Origin of the sequence: Streptomyces sp. NPDC002793 (assembly GCF_040295485.1) — a bacterium.
Classification (GTDB): Bacteria; Actinomycetota; Actinomycetes; order Streptomycetales; family Streptomycetaceae; genus Streptomyces.
This window is the reverse complement of record NZ_JBEOVL010000045.1, coordinates 40,097-55,672: the sequence shown is the minus strand read 5'-3', so window position 1 is coordinate 55,672 and position 15,576 is coordinate 40,097. Positions and strand designations below refer to the sequence as shown.

The window sequence follows — 15,576 nt, the reverse complement described above, 5'->3', positions numbered from 1 at the left end:
GCTTCGCCGGCGGTCCGCCCCGCCCCCCGCCCCCCGACCCGCCCCCCCCCCCGCCCGGGGGGCCCCCGGGGCCGTACGGAGGTGACTGCGGCCGGATCAGCTCTCGGCGGTCTCGGCGGCGACCGCCGTCGCCGCGCGGGAACGGCGCCTGCGCGGCTTCGCGGGGGCTGCCTCGACGTCCGTGACGGTCTCGGCGACCGTGACGGCCTCCGCCTTCTCGGCGGCCGTGACGCGGGGCCGGCGGCGGCGCGGCTTGGTCTCGGCGGTGTCCTCGGCCGCGACCGTGGTGGCCACCGCCTCGGTCTTCGGCTTGGCGGCGGCCCGGGGACGGCGGCGCGGCTTGTCACTCACCGGCTCGGAGGCCGGAGCGATCTGGAAGTCGACCTCGTCCACCGGCTTCACGACCCGGGTACGGCGGCGCGGCTTGGTGGCCACGGGCTCCGCCACCGGCGCGGCGACGGCCACGGTCTGGAAGTCGACCACGGGCTCGGCGACCGGGGCCGGCGCGACGTCCGCCGTGACGGCGGACTTCGTCGCCGTGGCACGCGCACGACGACGGCGCGGCTTCGTCTCCACGGCCGGCTCGGCCTCGGAGACGGGCGCGGGCTCGACGACCGGAGCCTCGGCCACCGGGGTCTCGACGACGGGGGCCTCGGCCACGGCCACCGCGGCCTCGGCCGCGACTGCCTCGGACACGGTGGCACGGGTACGGCGGCGGCGGCGCGGGGTGCGCGGCTCCGTCGTGTCGTCACCGGGGGTCTCGGCCGCGGGGGCCGGCACGGTGACGGCGCCCTCGTCGAGGGTGCTGCCGCCCCGTGTGCGACGACGCTGACGCGGGGTGCGCGGCGGGCGCTCCTCACGGGGGGCCGGCGCCGAGGCGGCGGGGGCGGACTTGCGGCCGCGGCCACCCGTCTCGCCGAGGTCCTCGACCTCCTCCGCGCGCAGGCCGGCACGGGTCCGCTCGGTGCGCGGCAGCACACCCTTGGTGCCGGCCGGGATGTTGAGCTCCTCGTACAGGTGCGGGGACGTGGAGTACGTCTCCGGCGGGTCCGGGAACTTCAGGTCCAGCGCCTTGTTGATCAGCTGCCAGCGAGGGATGTCGTCCCAGTCGACCAGGGTGATCGCGATGCCCTTGGCGCCCGCGCGGCCGGTACGGCCGATGCGGTGGAGGTACGTCTTCTCGTCCTCCGGCGACTGGTAGTTGATGACATGTGTCACACCCTCGACATCGATACCGCGCGCGGCGACATCGGTGCAGACGAGGACGTCCACCTTGCCGTTGCGGAAGGCGCGGAGCGCCTGCTCGCGTGCTCCCTGGCCCAGGTCACCGTGGACCGCGCCGGACGCGAAACCGCGCTTCTCCAGCTGCTCCGCGATGTCGGCAGCCGTCCGCTTCGTACGGCAGAAGATCATCGCCAGCCCGCGGCCCTCGGCCTGCAGGATGCGGGAGACCATCTCGGGCTTGTCCATGTTGTGCGCGCGGTAGACGTACTGCGCGGTGTTCTTGACGGTCGTGCCCTCGTCGTCGGGCGACGTGGCGTTGATGTGCGTCGGCTGCGACATGTAGCGGCGCGCGAGGCTGATGACGGCACCGGGCATGGTGGCCGAGAACAGCATCGTCTGGCGCTTCGGCGGCAGCATGGTGATGATCCGCTCGACGTCGGGCAGGAAGCCCAGGTCGAGCATCTCGTCGGCCTCGTCCAGGACGAGGACGCGGATGTGCGAGAGGTCGAGCTTGCGCTGCCCGGCCAGGTCGAGCAGCCGCCCCGGGGTGCCGACGACCACGTCGACGCCCTTCTTGAGGGCCTCGACCTGGGGCTCGTACGCCCGGCCGCCGTAGATCGCGAGGACGCGGACGTTACGGACCTTGCCGGCGGTCAGCAGGTCGTTGGTGACCTGCTGGCACAGCTCACGGGTGGGGACGACGATCAGGGCCTGCGGCGCGTCCGTCAGCTTCTCGGGCGCGGCCCGGCCGGCCTCGACGTCAGCGGGGACGGTCACACGCTCCAGCAGCGGAAGACCGAAGCCGAGCGTCTTGCCCGTGCCGGTCTTCGCCTGGCCGATGACGTCGGAGCCGGAGAGCGCTACGGGGAGCGTCATCTCCTGGATGGGGAAGGGGGACATGATGCCGACCGCCTCGAGGGCTTCGGCCGTCTCGGTAAGGATTCCGAGGTCGCGGAACGTAGTCAGGGTGCTGCCTCTTCTGTGAGACGCGGCCCGAGGCGAACGCTGGGGGTCGTACCGTGCCGGGGTTGGTCATCCGGCCGTGGATGGGCCGGGTGGCGCGGGACCACTGCCGTCGCTCGAGCGCTCGTGCCGCTGAGGGGGCCCCTCATCTGCGGTCGTACGTGGTGTACGCCTCGCGTGGAGGGCTGTCGGGTCGGAGCCGATCGGGCCACCGACCGGGCATCCTCATTCAAGGTCGCGCTCCTTGCACAGCAAAATGCTCAGTAAGCGCAATACCACTGTACCCCGGATTCGCGCATGTGTGTTGGGCGAATTCATCGGAACGGTGTGATGTCACCTGCTGACCAGGCCCTTCCGCCCCGGGCGGGGCGGGCTATTCTGCGCTCCATGGAGACGCCTGACAACGCCACTGAAGCATCCGACGAAGCCCCCGCCCCCACCGGAATCGCCGCCCAGGACTGGGCCACCGCCTCCGCGGAGCCGCAATACCGCGCCGCGGTCGTGGATCTGCTCGGCGCGCTCGCCTACGGGGAACTCGCGGCTTTCGAGCGGCTCGCCGAGGATGCCAAACTCGCGCCGACACTCGGCGACAAGGCGGCTCTGGCGAAGATGGCGTCCGCCGAATTCCATCATTTCGAGCAGCTGACCGACCGGCTCTCGGCCATCGATGAGCAGCCGACCGAGGCCATGGAGCCCTTCGCCAAGGCGCTGGACGACTTCCACCGCCAGACGGCCCCGTCCGACTGGCTGGAAGGCCTGGTCAAGGCGTACGTCGGCGACTCGATCGCCAGCGACTTCTACCGCGAGATCGCCGCCCACCTAGACGGGGACACCCGCTCCCTCGTCCTCTCGGTGCTCGACGACACGGGACACGGGAACTTCGCGGTCGAGAAGGTCCGGGCCGCCATCGAGGCGGAGCCCCGGGTCGGCGGCAGGCTCGCCCTGTGGGCGCGCAGGCTGATGGGCGAGGCGCTCTCGCAGGCCCAGCGGGTGGTCGCGGACCGTGACGCCCTGTCCATGATGCTCGTGGGCGGCGTGGCGGACGGCTTCGACCTGGCCGAGGTCGGCCGGATGTTCTCCCGGATCACCGAGGCGCACACCAAGCGGATGGCCGCCCTCGGCCTCGCCGCCTGACCGGGCCCCGCCCTACTGGGCCGTCGCCGACCGCACCTGCCTGCTGCCGCGCGGGCGGATGAGCAGGGACAGGGTCACCGCCGCCACCAGCACGGCGCCGGTGGGCGTCGCCAGGACGTGGCCGGAGCCCACGGTCGAATGCGTCAGATACGCGCCGAACAGGCCACCCAGCCCGCCCGTGACGAACACCACGCGGGAGGTCGGGAGCCGACTGGGAAGAGAGCGGAGCGCGACCCAGGACAGGGCGATACCGAGTACGACGGAGCTGATGGATTCCCAGAGCACAGAGGGGTCACCTCGCTTGATCTGCACGACGGTCGGTCGGTCGTAGGCGGTCCTACCCGGGGCCCACGGCCTACAACCCTCCTCGGCTCCTGTGAACCCCTCCGAGGGAAGAGCACTGGGCCGGTCCGGAGAAGAACCGGAGAAGAAAAGGTGGAGGCCCGGCGGAATCGTCCGCCGGGCCTCCACCTCTGCTGCCGCGTCGCGCGGGCTACAGCGCGCCGAATCCCACCCGCCGGGTGCTGGGCTCGCCGATCTCCACGTACGCGATCCTGTCGGCCGGCACCAGGACCTTGCGGCCCTTGTCGTCCGTGAGGCTGAGCAGCTGCGCCTTGCCGCTGAGCGCCTCGCCGACCGCGCCCTCGACCTCTTCGGCGGAAAGTCCGCTCTCCAGAACGATCTCGCGGGGCGTGTGCTGCACCCCGATCTTGACCTCCACGGCTATGTCCCTCCGACGGTCCGTCTCTGCGCGGTGAACCGCGCCGTACGCAGCACACATTAGCCCGGTGAAGGGACGGACCACGGGTCGACCGGCAACGCCCGCAGCGAACAGGGGCTCTCGCCGCCCACGGGCTCAGTGCTGATCGACGCCGTGCAGCGGGAATCCCGCGATGCCCCGCCAGGCGAGCGAGGTGAGCAACTGCACGGCGGTGTCCCGCGGGATACCGGAGGGGCTGGACAGCCAGTAACGCGCCACGACCTGGGAGACGCCGCCGAGGCCGACGGCGAGCAGCATCGATTCGTCCTTGGACAGGCCCGTGTCACCGGCGATGACGTCGGAGATGGCCTCCGCGCACTGCAACGACACCCGGTCGACCCGCTCGCGGACCGCCGGCTCGTTGGTCAGGTCGGACTCGAAGACCAGGCGGAAGGCGCCGCCCTCGTCCTCCACGTACGCGAAGTAGGCGTCCATCGTCGCCTCGACGCGCAGCTTGTTGTCCGTGGTCGAGGCGAGCGCCGTGCGGACCGCCTGCAGGAGTGACTCGCAGTGCTGGTCGAGCAGGGCGAGGTAGAGCTCCAGCTTGCCGGGGAAGTGCTGGTAGAGCACCGGCTTGCTGACACCGGCCCGCTCGGCGATGTCGTCCATCGCCGCCGCGTGGTAACCCTGGGCGACGAAGACCTCCTGCGCGGCGCCCAGCAGCTGGTTGCGTCGGGCACGGCGGGGAAGCCGGGTGCCCCGTGGGCGCGCCGCCTCTGTCTGCTCGATGGCTGTCACGCCGCCTCCCAAAATTTCGTGGTCGAACACAGTCGTACGTGCACGCTGCGCCGTGGGCCCATCGTACTTTTGGGTAACCCGGGTGCGCGCGGCGCGGACGCAGAATTTCACGGACCGGGCGGCTGCGGTAGCCACGGATACGCAGGCCCATGCCGCAAAGCGGGGTGTTCTACCGGTAATCGTCCTCGTCGTGGGGGACCACGCGGGCCTGCTCCGCCGCATCCGCCTCGTTCGCGGCATCGCGGTCGATGCCGGTGAGAGGCTCGTCGCGCTCCGGCCGGACGGCGGCCCGCTGTTCGGCCGTGTCGGCCTCGGGGGCCTCGGGGTCCGGTTCGTCGGACTGCGGATCGTCGAAGGTTTCCGGGTCGCTCGGGTCGACCGTCATGGTGGCTCCCTTCCCTCACCCCGAAGCCTAGGAGCAACCCTCCGGGCGCGCTACGCGGCCTGTGACCGCGAACACATGAACCACCGCGTGATCGTCTCGTAACATTGGCCCATGTCTTCGACCGAGCTGCCCGGTGTCCATGCCGCCGCTGCCGCGGTGGCCCCCACGGTCAGTGCCGTCCGGGTCGCGGAGGGGGAGGAGCTGCGCTCCGTCGCCCTGCCCGGGCTCTCGCTGACCGTCCGCTCCCGCCCGGCGGAGGCGTCCGCCTCCGCCCCCGCCCTGTTCGTGCACGGCCTGGGAGGGTCCTCCCAGAACTGGTCCGCCCTGATGCCGCTGCTGGCGGACGCGCTCGACAGCGAGGCGGTCGATCTGCCCGGTTTCGGCGACTCCCCGCCGCCGGACGACGGCAACTACTCCGTCACCGGACACGCCCGGGCGGTGATCCGGCTGCTGGACGCGGGCGGGCGCGGCCCCGTTCACCTTTTCGGTAACTCTTTGGGCGGTGCTGTTGCCACCCGGGTCGCCGCGGTCCGGCCCGATCTGGTGCGCACCCTGACGCTGATCTCCCCGGCCCTGCCCGAGATCCGTGTCCAGCGGCCCGCCGTGCCGACCGCCCTGCTCGCACTCCCGGGCGTCGCTTCCCTGTTCGCCCGGCTCACCCGGGACTGGACCGCGGAACAGCGCACCCGTGGCGCCATGGCACTCTGTTACGGCGATCCGGCACGGATCTCCGACGAAGCCTTCCGCCACGCGGTGGCCGAGATGGAGCGCCGCATGGAACTGCCGTACTTCTGGGACGCCATGACGCGCTCGGCACGGGGCATCGTCGATGCCTACACGCTGGGAGGACAGCACGGGCTGTGGCGCCAGGCCGAGCGGGTGCTCGCACCGACCCTCTTGGTGTACGGCGGACGGGACCAGCTCGTCTCGTACCGGATGGCACGCAGGGCGTCCGCGGCCTTCCGTGACTCGCGCCTGCTGGCACTGCCCGACGCCGGGCACGTGGCGATGATGGAGTACCCGGAGGCGGTCGCCCAGGCCTTCCGGGAACTGCTCGACGAACGCGGCGGGAGCTGATCCGGGGCGTGGGACGACACAGCCGAAAGGGCCCCGAGGCCACCCGGCGCGAAACGGGGACCTCCGGGGCCGAGCGCGGCACCGGCCGGCGGGGGAGGGACCCCGCCACGCCCCCGCCGAGGGACGGCCACGGACCGTTCCGCGACGCTCCACAGGTGCGCGGCGGGCACCCCGAACAGCGTGAGCCGGGCGGCGGCTGGGGGACCGCGCCGCAGCCGCAGTACGAAGCCCGGCGGGACCCGGCGGCGCCGGGCGGTCAGGACGTCTTCCTGGCCAGGCAGGCCGCCCTCGCGCGGCAGCAGGCGGCGCAACAGGCGGCGGACCGGCGCACGACCGGTCCGCAGACCGGCAGTTCCACGCTGATACCGGGCCCGCGCCAGGAGTTCCTGGAGGCGTTCGACACGGCACCTTCGCGGCCCGCGCGGCCCGCACCGCCCGTGGAGACGGCACGGACCGCCGGGGGCCCCGGCGGACCCGATGACGTCGAGGACGACGAGGACGTCCGGACGGCGAAGGGCGGCAAGGGCCGCGCGTTCACGGGCATCGCGGCCGCGGCCGTGACCACGGTCCTCGCGGTCGTGGTGGCCGGCCAGGTCGCACAGGACCCCGGAACCACGGCGGACGGTCCGCGGACCGGGGGTGTCGACCGGCAGGAGGCCCCGGACTCCTCGGGCACGGCGGACCAGCCGGCCCCCGAGGTGCAGCGGCAGGAGGCCAAGCCCCTGACGTACGCGCAGAAGATGGCCACCGCCTTTCCCCTGGCGGCGGACCTGAAGGCGTCCGGGGTGTTCGAGGCGGTTGCGGGGCTGGCGAAGGCTCCGGGCAAGGGCACCAAGTACAGGTACAGGATCGATGTCGAGAAGGGGCTCGGCCTGGATGCCGGGCTGTTCGCCGAAGCGGTGCAGAAGACCCTGAACGACGACCGCAGCTGGGCGCACAACGGGGCCATGACCTTCGAGCGGATCTCCTCCGGAGAGCCCAGTTTCGTGATCACACTGGCGAGTCCGGGCACCACGGCGGACTGGTGCGAGAAGTCGGGCCTGGACACCACCGAGGACAACGTCTCCTGCGACTCCGCCGCCACCGACCGCGTGATGATCAACGCCTACCGCTGGGCGCAGGGGGCCTCGACCTTCGGCCCCGACAAGCTCCTGGCCTACCGCCAGATGCTCATCAACCACGAGGTCGGCCACCGGCTGGGCCACAACCACGTGAACTGCCGCACCCCCGGCGCCCTGGCGCCGGTGATGCAGCAGCAGACGAAGACCCTGGACCTGGAGGGCATCAAGTGCCGCCCCAACCCCTGGGTGTATCCGGGGAGCTGAGCCGTCCGGACGGCCGTCCTCCGCAGGTATCGCCCGCAGCTTGACCCTGCGTCACTGAACTCCCGCTTATCGCAACAGAACGCGACTGAGACGGGAAAGTTACGCCGGTTCACCCCTTTCAGTGGTGCGACGGACAACCGTCCGTCGCACCACCTGTCTGTCCGCATACGGTCGTCCCGCTGCGAGTCGCCGGACAACGGCGGCTGACCACAAGGGAGATCGGGGGGTGTGCTCGTGCGGATCGGACTCCTCACGGACGGTGGCTATCCGTATGCGACCGGTGAGTCCAGACTCTGGTGCGACCGCCTGGTGCGCGGCCTCCCCCAACACGAGTTCGACCTCTTCGCGTTCAGCCGCTCCGCCGACCAGGAACAGCAGGGTTGGGTCAGGCTCCCCGACCGGGTCGGACGGGTGCGCACGGCGCCGATGTGGACGCACGAGGAGGACGCCCGGCACGCGGGCAGGGCCAGGGGGCTGACGGGCCGAATCGCCACCGGCCTCGGGCGCTCGTACGGGCGGCGCGACCGCCGTCGCTTCACGGCGCACGTGACGGCGCTCGTCGGCGCGGTGTGCGCCGGCACGGAGATCGGGCCGGACTCCGGCGGCGCGGCGGCCGAATCCTTCGCGGCCGGCCTGTACGGCCTCGCCGAACTGGCCCGCGAACGCGGCGGACTGCACCACGCCCTGCGCTCCGAGACGACCGTACGCATCGTGGAGTCGGCCTGCCGTGCCCCAGGCACCGGGCGGACCGTCCACGCCGCCACCGTCCCCGACTACCTCGCCTTCGTCGCCGAGTTGGAGCGCGCGCTGCGCCCCCTCTCCGTCGACTGGTACGACGAGGACGGCCTCGGCGCGGTCGACCTCTGCCACGCGGCGTCCGGCGGGGCGTCGGCCCTGCCGGGGCTGCTGGCCAAACGCTTCTTCGGCGTGCCGCTGCTGGTGACGGAGCACGGGGTACCGCTGCGGGCCCACTACCTCGCGCCCCTCGAAGCCCCGCGCGGTGCGCCGGTGCGCGCCCTGCTGGCCGCGTTCCACGGGTTGCTCGCCTCCGAGGTCTACCGGCAGGCCGCGCTCATCACTCCCGGAAACACCCATGTCCGCCGCTGGCAGGAGCGGTTCGGTGCCGACCGGAGCAAGCTGCGCACGGTCCACCCCGGCATGGAGGCCGAGCGGTTCGGAGCCGTGGGGGAGAGCGACGACGGGGGCGGCCCCTTCACGCTCGTGTGGATCGGGCGCGTCGAACCCGCCAAGGACCTGGTCGCCCTGCTCCACGCCTTCGCCGAGGTGCGCCGGTGCGAACCCGGCACCAGGCTGCGGATCTTCGGCGCGCCTGTGCGGGGCGGCGAGGGTGACACCTATCTCGCCCACTGCCGGGCACTCGCCGCGCAGCTCTTCCCCGACGAGGCCACGGACGCGCACGCCGTCGGCGACAACCCTGTCACCTTCGAGGAGATCGGCGGCCCCGAGGTGCCCGACCTCGTGGAAGCGTACGCCGCGGCCGGCGTCGTGGTGCTGTCCAGCCTCGTCGAAGGCTTTCCGATCAGCCTGGTCGAAGCGATGTTCTGCGGCCGTGCCACCGTCTCGACGGATGTGGGCGCCGTGGTCGAAGTCGTCGGCGGTACGGGGCTGGTGGTGCCTCCGCGCAATCCGCGGGCGCTCGCCGACGCCTGTGTCGCGCTCCTGCGCGACCCGGAGCGCCGTGCACGCCTGGGCGCGGCGGCGCGCGCCAGGGCGCTCGAACTCTTCACCGTCGAGCAGAACCTCGCGGCGTTCCGCGGTATCTACCTGGACCTGGCGGGGCACGCCCCGGCCCGTTGGGTGACGCCCGCGGACCTGCGGGACACGGGCGGCCCGCCGCGCCCCTTCGCCACACCCCCGGAGGCCCATGTGCTGGGTGACCTGCTCCCCGAGCCGGTCGCCGCGGGCGCGGTCTCCCGCGTACCGAGCTGGGCCATCGGCGCGGAAGGCGTGCGCGCGGGCGCACGCGGGGCGGGGGACGGAGATGCGTGACGACATGAACGGCCACGGAGGAGTCCCGATGGGCAGACCGACCGACCTCCCGCCCCTGGACGCCCCCGGCCCAACGGCCGGCGAGGCTCCGGCGGCGGTCGGCGCCGCCGTCCGGGCGCCCGAGGTCGCCCACCGGCCCGCCCGTGGACCGCAGGCCCGGCGCGGGCCCGCGGATCCGGTGAAGGCGCTCATGCACCGGCACCGGGACCTCTGCGAGCGTGCCGTCGACCCCCTGGAGATCGCCGCCGGCCTGGAGGCGCACGGGCTCACCGACCGGACCGCAGCGCGCTACCGGCACCGCGACGTCTTCTCGCTCGCGGAGGAGCTCTACGCCCGCGTCCCCGGGCCGGGCGGGCACACCTCCCGCGCCCCCGGGCCGGAACACGACCCCGGCAAGGGCACGGGGGCCGGCTGGACGCTCCTCGCGCTGCTGCCCGGCGCCGCCTGCCTCGCGACCGCGGGGACCCTCAGGGCCACCGAGGGGGTCCTCGGCGGCGGAGCCCGGTTCGCGGTGACCGTCGCGGGAGCCCTGCTCGTGTTCCTCGGGCTCCGGCTAAGTCTGCGCGGCGGCCCGCTGCGTGCCCCCGGCGGCACCGGTGGCGTCACGCTCCACGTCTGCTGGCTCCTCGGGTATTGCGTGTACGGCGACGACCTGCTCGCCCAGGTCATCAGCGGCGGCCCCGACGGCAACTGGACCGCCGCGCCCACGCCGCTGCCGGGCCTGACCCTGGCCCTGGCGCCCGCGGCCTGGTGCGCCCACCTGTTCGCCGTACAGGCCCGTCAGCGGCTGGCCGGGGCCCACGGTCTGTCGGACTTCGGCGTCGGCGCCCGCCCGCTGCTCTTCGGCGTCGTCGCGCTCTTCCTCTGCGCGCTGACCGCGCTGCTGTTCCTCGCCGGCCTCGCCCGGCCCGGCGCGGGAGGCGGACTCGTGGGCCCGGCCGCCCTCGGGGCCCTGCTCTTCCTGGCCCGTCTGCTCGCCGTGCACGGCTTCCCGGAGCCCGCCGCGACCGGACTCGCCGCCGCCTGTGCCGTCGAAGTGGCGGCCCCCTTCCTGGTCCTCGCCGGCCGGCTGCCCGGCCTCGGCGCCCTCGCCCGGCCCGTCGACGCCGTCGTCGCGGCCGGCCCCGGCGGCGTGCCGGCCCTCGCCTGCGGCATCGCCGCGTGCGGGCTGCTGATCCACGCCTCGGTCACCCTCACCCGGGCGTCCGCCCACGCCTAGGCCCTGTTCCACCCGCGGAGCCGACGCCGCGGGCGTTCCGCACCTCACCCACTTCTCAAGGAGACGCCAGACATGACCCCCCAATCCCCCGCACCGGCAGCACGCCGTCGGCACCGAGGGGGCGCGCGATGAGGGTTCTGCTGCTCGGAGCGAACGGATTCCTCGGCCGCTTCGTCGCCGACCGCCTGCTCGCCGACCCCGCCGTGCACCTCACCGCACTCGGCCGCGGTGACGACGCCGATGTGCGCTTCGACCTCGCGGGCGGCAGCCCCGGAGCGCTCACCCGTTTCCTGGACGCCGTCCACCCCGGTGTCGTGGTCAACTGCGCGGGCGCCACCCGGGGCGGCGCCAGGGACCTGACCCGGCACAACACCGTGGCCGTGGCGACCGTCTGCGAAGCCATGCGCCGCAGCGGATGCAGCGCGCGGCTCGTCCAGGTCGGCTGCGCCTCCGAGTACGGGCCCTCGCAGCCCGGCTCGTCCACCGCGGAGGACGCGGTCCCCCGGCCGGGAGGGCCGTACGGCGTCAGCAAGCTCGCCGCCACCGAGCTGGTCCTCGGCTCCGGTCTGGACGCGGTCGTGCTGCGCGTCTTCTCCCCGGTGGGACCCGGCACACCGGCCGGGTCCCCGCTCGGCAGGCTCGCGGAGACCATGCGCCGCGCCATGCAGACCGGGGACCCGGAGCTCAAGCTCAGCGGCCTCGGGGTGCAGCGCGACTTCGTCGACGTACGTGACGTGGCGCGCGCCGTGCACGCCGCCTCGCTCTCGGCCGCCCAGGGCGTCGTCAACATCGGCACCGGCCGGGCCGTGCGGCTGCGCGACGCGGCGGCGGTCCTCGCCAGGGTCGCCGGATACGCGGGCGCGCTCCACGAGCTCGACACGCCCCCCGCCCGGCTCCCCATCCACGCCCCGCGCGCTTCCACCGAATCGGTCGTGGAACACCTCGCGGCGACCCCGTCCCCGTACCCCGACGGCTGTGGTGCCTGGCAGCAGGCCGATGTGCGCACAGCCCGGGACCGGCTCGGCTGGCGTCCCCGCATCAATCTGGAGGAGTCCCTCGCGGACATCTGGATGGAGGCGGCATGCCGTATCTGACCAGCTCCGGCCCCACCCTGCGGACCGGCGCCACGGAACAACTCGGCGTCGGGGTGCCCGGATACGCCCATCCGCTGCTCGCGCCCGCCGAGTGGGCGGGACTCGACCGGCCGGGCACACCGCTGCACTGGGCCGTCCTCAACATCGACGACGGACCGGGTGCCCGGCCCGACCCGCACTGTCTGGAGGTCGCGGGACGGCTGCGCAATGCCCGCCTGAGGGCGCTGCACGGTGAGGCCCCCGAGGACGCCGTACGGGCGATGGGCGGCAGACTCCTGGGCCACCTCGACCTGGCCTTCGGCAGCCGCACCCTCGACGAGCTGCTCACCGAGGCCCGGTCCTACCTCGACTGGTACGGCGTCGGCGGCTTCTACCTGGACCGCTGCCCTGCCGGACGCGAGGGGCTCCCCCCGGTCCGCAGGCTGGCCCGCACGCTGTCCGCCCTCCTGAGGGACAGCGACAGCGCGGACGGTGGAACAGGTCGGCTGGTCCTCGGCCACGGCACCCACCCGTACCCGGGCTATGCCGAGGCCGCCGACCAGCTGGTCACCTTCCGGGGGCCATGGACCGACTACCGCTGGTCGCAGGTGGCCGAGTGGACCGCCGGGTACGAGCCGAGCCGCTTCGCGCACCTCGTCCACGGGGTCCCGCGCACGCACCTGGAGGAGGCCATGCGCATCGCCCGCTGGCAGGGGGCGGGCACGATCTTCTTCACTGACCGGAACGGCACCGACGGGCAAACCGATCCATTTGCGACACTGCCCAGCTACTGGGACGAATTCGTCTCGCGGATCGGACCGGGTATCTCGGAATGAGGGGCGGCGTGGCAGTGTTACGGGAGAACAACCGTACGTAGATGAAGTACGTAGAAACCGACCACCTGCATTGTTGAGGTTCCTGTGTCGCTGCCACCCTTGGTCGAGCCAGCTGCTGAGCTCACCGTCGACGAGGTCCGCAGGTACTCCCGCCACCTGATCATCCCGGATGTCGGGATGGACGGGCAGAAGCGGCTGAAGAACGCGAAGGTGCTCTGTGTCGGTGCCGGCGGCCTCGGCTCGCCGGCTCTGATGTACATGGCCGCGGCCGGTGTCGGCACGCTCGGCATCGTCGAGTTCGACGAGGTCGACGAGTCGAACCTGCAGCGTCAGGTCATCCACAGCCAGGCCGACATCGGCAAGTCCAAGGCCCAGTCGGCCAAGGAGACCGTGCAGGGGATCAACCCCCTGGTGAACGTGGTCCTTCACGAAGAGCGGCTCGAAGCCGAGAACGTGATGGACATCTTCGCCCAGTACGACCTGATCGTGGACGGCACGGACAACTTCGCCACCCGCTATCTCGTCAACGACGCCGCGGTCCTGCTGAACAAGCCGTACGTCTGGGGCTCGATCTACCGTTTCGACGGCCAGGCGTCCGTCTTCTGGTCCGAGCACGGCCCCTGCTACCGCTGCCTCTACCCGGAGCCGCCGCCCCCCGGCATGGTTCCCTCCTGCGCCGAGGGCGGTGTCCTGGGCGTGCTCTGCGCGTCCATCGGCTCCATCCAGGTCAACGAGGCCATCAAGCTGCTCGCCGGTATCGGTGACCCGCTGGTCGGCCGTCTGATGATCTACGACGCCCTGGAGATGCAGTACCGCCAGGTCAAGGTCCGCAAGGACCCCGACTGCGCGGTCTGCGGCGAGAACCCCACCGTCACCGAGCTCATCGACTACGAGGCCTTCTGCGGCGTCGTGTCCGAGGAGGCCCAGGAGGCGGCGGCCGGTTCCACGATCACTCCCAAGCAGCTCAAGGAGTGGATCGACGGCGACGAGAAGATCGAGATCATCGACGTCCGCGAACCGAACGAGTACGAGATCGTCTCGATCCCGGGCTCCCGGCTGGTCCCGAAGAACGAGTTCCTGATGGGCAGCGCCCTCCAGGACCTGCCGCAGGACAGGCGCATCGTCCTGAACTGCAAGACCGGTGTCCGCAGCGCCGAGGTCCTCGCGGTCCTCAAGTCGGCGGGCTTCGCCGACGCGGTGCACGTCGGCGGCGGCGTCATCGGCTGGGTCCACCAGATCGAGCCCGAGAAGCCGGTCTACTAGAAACACGCGCGTCCACGCGAAGGGGTCGGCTCCGCACCGGAGCCGGCCCCTTCGCGTGCGGGGCCGTCAGGAGCAGGTCCGCCCGTCCGCCGGCACCTCCCCGTCCAGGAGGTAGGCGTCGACGAGCGAGGTCACACAGGTGCTCTCGCCGTAGGAGCCGTGCCCCTCGCCCTCGTTGGTCAGCATGACGCCGACCCCCTCGCCCAGCTCGTCGGCCATCCGCCGCGCTCCCTCGTACGGCGTCGCAGGGTCGCCGGTCGTGCCGATGACCAGGATCGGAGCGGCGCCCGGAGCGCTCGCCTCCGGGGTGTCGTGCTCCCCTTCGACCGGCCATCCCGCGCACCATCCGGCCGTGTCCCAGGCCAGGAACGGACCGAACACCGGTGAGATCTGCCGGAATTCGGGGAGCAGCGCCCGGGCCTCCGCGACCGTGGGCCTCGCCTTGGCGTCGGCGCAGGAGATCGCCCGCTGGGAGTGGCTCTCGGTGCCGTAGCGTCCGTCTCCGTCACGGCCGTTGTACGAGTCGGCCAGCGCGAGCAGACGGTCGCCCCGGCCCTCGTTCCCGGCCTCGTCGAGCGCGGCCGTCAGGGTGGGCCATCCGCTCTTCGAGTAGAGGGGGGTCACGATGCCGGTGATGGCGAGCGATTCAGTGAGCTCGCGACCGGATGAGGTCGGGAGGGGGTCCTTGTCGATCCGTTCCAGCAGCTCCGCCATCCGCCGGGCCCCCGTCGCCGGGTCCTGGCCCCGGTCCTTCAGATAGTTCTCCAGGGCACGCTGGAATCCCGTCGCCTGGTTGCGCGCGTGCCCCACCGAATCCGCCGTCGGGTCGACGACGGCGTCCAGCACGACCCTCCCCACGGTCTCCGGGAAGAGATGGGCGTACGTCCCGCCGAGCTCGGTCCCGTACGAGATGCCGAAGTACGACAGCTTCCTGTCGCCGAGCGCCGCGCGGATCGCGTCCATGTCCCGGGCGGCGTTCGAGGTGCCGACGTGGGGGAGCACGGTGGGGGAGAGGCGTTCGCAGCCGGCGGCGAAGTCCGCGGCGTCCGCGAGGAACGCGGCCTCCTCCGCCCTGGTGTCCGGGGTCATGTCGACCTCGCGGTAGGCCTTCTCCTGCTCCTCGTCGCCGCGGCAGCGGACCCCCGCGCTGGCCGCCACCCCGCGCGGATCGAAGCCCACCAGGTCGTAGCGGGTGTTGAGCTCCCTGTACGAAGCGGCGGCGCGGGGCAGGATGCCGACCCCGGAGCCGCCGGGGCCGCCGAAGTTGAAGAGCAGCGAGCCGATCCGCTCGCTCTCCGCCGTGGCGGCCTTGCGGATCAGCGCGATGCCGATCGTCTCGCCGTCCGGCCGTGCGTGGTCCAGGGGTACGTCGAGGGTGGCGCACCGCCAGCCGGGGCCCGGCGCGGTGTCGCCCTCAGGGGCGTCGCAGCGCTTCCAGTCCAAGGGCCGGGACGAGTCCCTGGAGGAGTCCGGCGACTCCGGCCCGCCGCCGCACCCCGCGAGGAGCGCCGTCACCAGCAGGGCCGCCGCCAGGCCGAAGCGTGCCCGTCCATGTACGCGCATGCGCGC

The 15,576-nt window shown here is 72.6% G+C and carries 14 protein-coding genes; 8 read left to right on the top strand and 6 right to left on the bottom strand.

Features of this window, described 5'->3' with window-relative positions:
• Window positions 1-96: 96 nt before the first annotated feature.
• Window positions 97-2,124 (bottom strand): DEAD/DEAH box helicase, encoded by a 2,028-nt coding sequence (locus ABT001_RS30285; protein ID WP_351284053.1) that lies wholly within the window; start codon window positions 2,122-2,124, stop codon window positions 97-99.
• A 441-nt stretch (window positions 2,125-2,565) separates the two neighbouring features.
• Between ABT001_RS30285 and ABT001_RS30280 the strand changes: the two genes are divergently transcribed.
• Window positions 2,566-3,321, top strand: coding sequence for a ferritin-like fold-containing protein (locus ABT001_RS30280; protein ID WP_502967548.1), 756 nt, complete (start codon window positions 2,566-2,568; stop codon window positions 3,319-3,321).
• A gap of 12 nt (window positions 3,322-3,333) precedes the next feature.
• Here the strand turns inward: ABT001_RS30280 and ABT001_RS30275 are convergent, their stop codons facing one another.
• From ABT001_RS30275 to ABT001_RS30260, 4 genes are all read right to left on the bottom strand, one after another.
• Window positions 3,334-3,606, bottom strand: a complete 273-nt coding sequence (locus ABT001_RS30275) for a hypothetical protein (protein ID WP_351284047.1) — start codon at window positions 3,604-3,606, stop codon at window positions 3,334-3,336.
• A 208-nt stretch (window positions 3,607-3,814) separates the two neighbouring features.
• Window positions 3,815-4,042, bottom strand: a complete 228-nt coding sequence (locus ABT001_RS30270; RefSeq protein ID WP_351284044.1) for a DUF3107 domain-containing protein — start codon at window positions 4,040-4,042, stop codon at window positions 3,815-3,817.
• A gap of 135 nt (window positions 4,043-4,177) precedes the next feature.
• Window positions 4,178-4,819 carry a TetR/AcrR family transcriptional regulator gene (locus ABT001_RS30265; protein WP_073744957.1) on the bottom strand — a complete coding sequence of 214 codons (642 nt, stop codon included), beginning with the start codon at window positions 4,817-4,819 and terminating at the stop codon, window positions 4,178-4,180.
• Window positions 4,820-4,988: 169 nt separating this feature from the next.
• Window positions 4,989-5,204, bottom strand: coding sequence for an Rv3202a family protein (locus tag ABT001_RS30260; RefSeq protein WP_351284041.1), 216 nt, complete (start codon window positions 5,202-5,204; stop codon window positions 4,989-4,991).
• A gap of 111 nt (window positions 5,205-5,315) precedes the next feature.
• Here ABT001_RS30260 and ABT001_RS30255 point away from each other — a divergent pair, with 111 nt between their 5' ends.
• From ABT001_RS30255 to moeZ, 7 genes are all read left to right on the top strand, one after another.
• Complete coding sequence (locus tag ABT001_RS30255) at window positions 5,316-6,281, top strand: alpha/beta fold hydrolase (protein WP_351284039.1); 966 nt, start codon at window positions 5,316-5,318, stop codon at window positions 6,279-6,281.
• A gap of 8 nt (window positions 6,282-6,289) precedes the next feature.
• Window positions 6,290-7,606 carry a DUF3152 domain-containing protein gene (locus ABT001_RS30250; RefSeq protein WP_351284037.1) on the top strand — a complete coding sequence of 439 codons (1,317 nt, stop codon included), beginning with the start codon at window positions 6,290-6,292 and terminating at the stop codon, window positions 7,604-7,606.
• A gap of 234 nt (window positions 7,607-7,840) precedes the next feature.
• Window positions 7,841-9,616 carry a DUF3492 domain-containing protein gene (locus tag ABT001_RS30245; RefSeq protein WP_351284059.1) on the top strand — a complete coding sequence of 592 codons (1,776 nt, stop codon included), beginning with the start codon at window positions 7,841-7,843 and terminating at the stop codon, window positions 9,614-9,616.
• Between the two features lie 28 nt (window positions 9,617-9,644).
• Window positions 9,645-10,835: a hypothetical protein gene (locus ABT001_RS30240; protein ID WP_351284035.1), complete on the top strand. Its 1,191-nt coding sequence runs from the start codon at window positions 9,645-9,647 to the stop codon at window positions 10,833-10,835.
• Between the two features lie 128 nt (window positions 10,836-10,963).
• Window positions 10,964-11,929: an NAD-dependent epimerase/dehydratase family protein gene (locus tag ABT001_RS30235; RefSeq protein WP_351284032.1), complete on the top strand. Its 966-nt coding sequence runs from the start codon at window positions 10,964-10,966 to the stop codon at window positions 11,927-11,929.
• Window positions 11,917-12,744, top strand: coding sequence for a spherulation-specific family 4 protein (locus tag ABT001_RS30230; protein WP_351284029.1), 828 nt, complete (start codon window positions 11,917-11,919; stop codon window positions 12,742-12,744). The genes ABT001_RS30235 and ABT001_RS30230 overlap by 13 nt, the downstream gene beginning before the upstream one ends.
• An 84-nt stretch (window positions 12,745-12,828) precedes the next feature.
• Window positions 12,829-14,007: an adenylyltransferase/sulfurtransferase MoeZ gene (gene moeZ / locus ABT001_RS30225; RefSeq protein ID WP_351284027.1), complete on the top strand. Its 1,179-nt coding sequence runs from the start codon at window positions 12,829-12,831 to the stop codon at window positions 14,005-14,007.
• Between the two features lie 66 nt (window positions 14,008-14,073).
• Here the strand turns inward: moeZ and ABT001_RS30220 are convergent, their stop codons facing one another.
• The gene (locus tag ABT001_RS30220; RefSeq protein WP_351284025.1) at window positions 14,074-15,570 is read right to left on the bottom strand and encodes an alpha/beta hydrolase; all 1,497 of its coding nucleotides are present in this window, start codon (window positions 15,568-15,570) and stop codon (window positions 14,074-14,076) included.
• Between the last annotated feature and the right edge of the window lie 6 nt (window positions 15,571-15,576).

Coding starts and splice junctions, on each gene's coding strand:
- ABT001_RS30240 (WP_351284035.1), top strand. CDS start 9,645: ATGGGCAGACCGACCGACCTCCCGCCCCTGGACGCCCCCGGCCCAACG.
- ABT001_RS30235 (WP_351284032.1), top strand. CDS start 10,964: ATGAGGGTTCTGCTGCTCGGAGCGAACGGATTCCTCGGCCGCTTCGTC.
- ABT001_RS30230 (WP_351284029.1), top strand. CDS start 11,917: ATGCCGTATCTGACCAGCTCCGGCCCCACCCTGCGGACCGGCGCCACG.
- ABT001_RS30285 (WP_351284053.1), bottom strand. CDS start 2,124: ATGTCCCCCTTCCCCATCCAGGAGATGACGCTCCCCGTAGCGCTCTCC.
- ABT001_RS30260 (WP_351284041.1), bottom strand. CDS start 5,204: ATGACGGTCGACCCGAGCGACCCGGAAACCTTCGACGATCCGCAGTCC.
- ABT001_RS30255 (WP_351284039.1), top strand. CDS start 5,316: ATGTCTTCGACCGAGCTGCCCGGTGTCCATGCCGCCGCTGCCGCGGTG.
- ABT001_RS30220 (WP_351284025.1), bottom strand. CDS start 15,570: ATGCGCGTACATGGACGGGCACGCTTCGGCCTGGCGGCGGCCCTGCTG.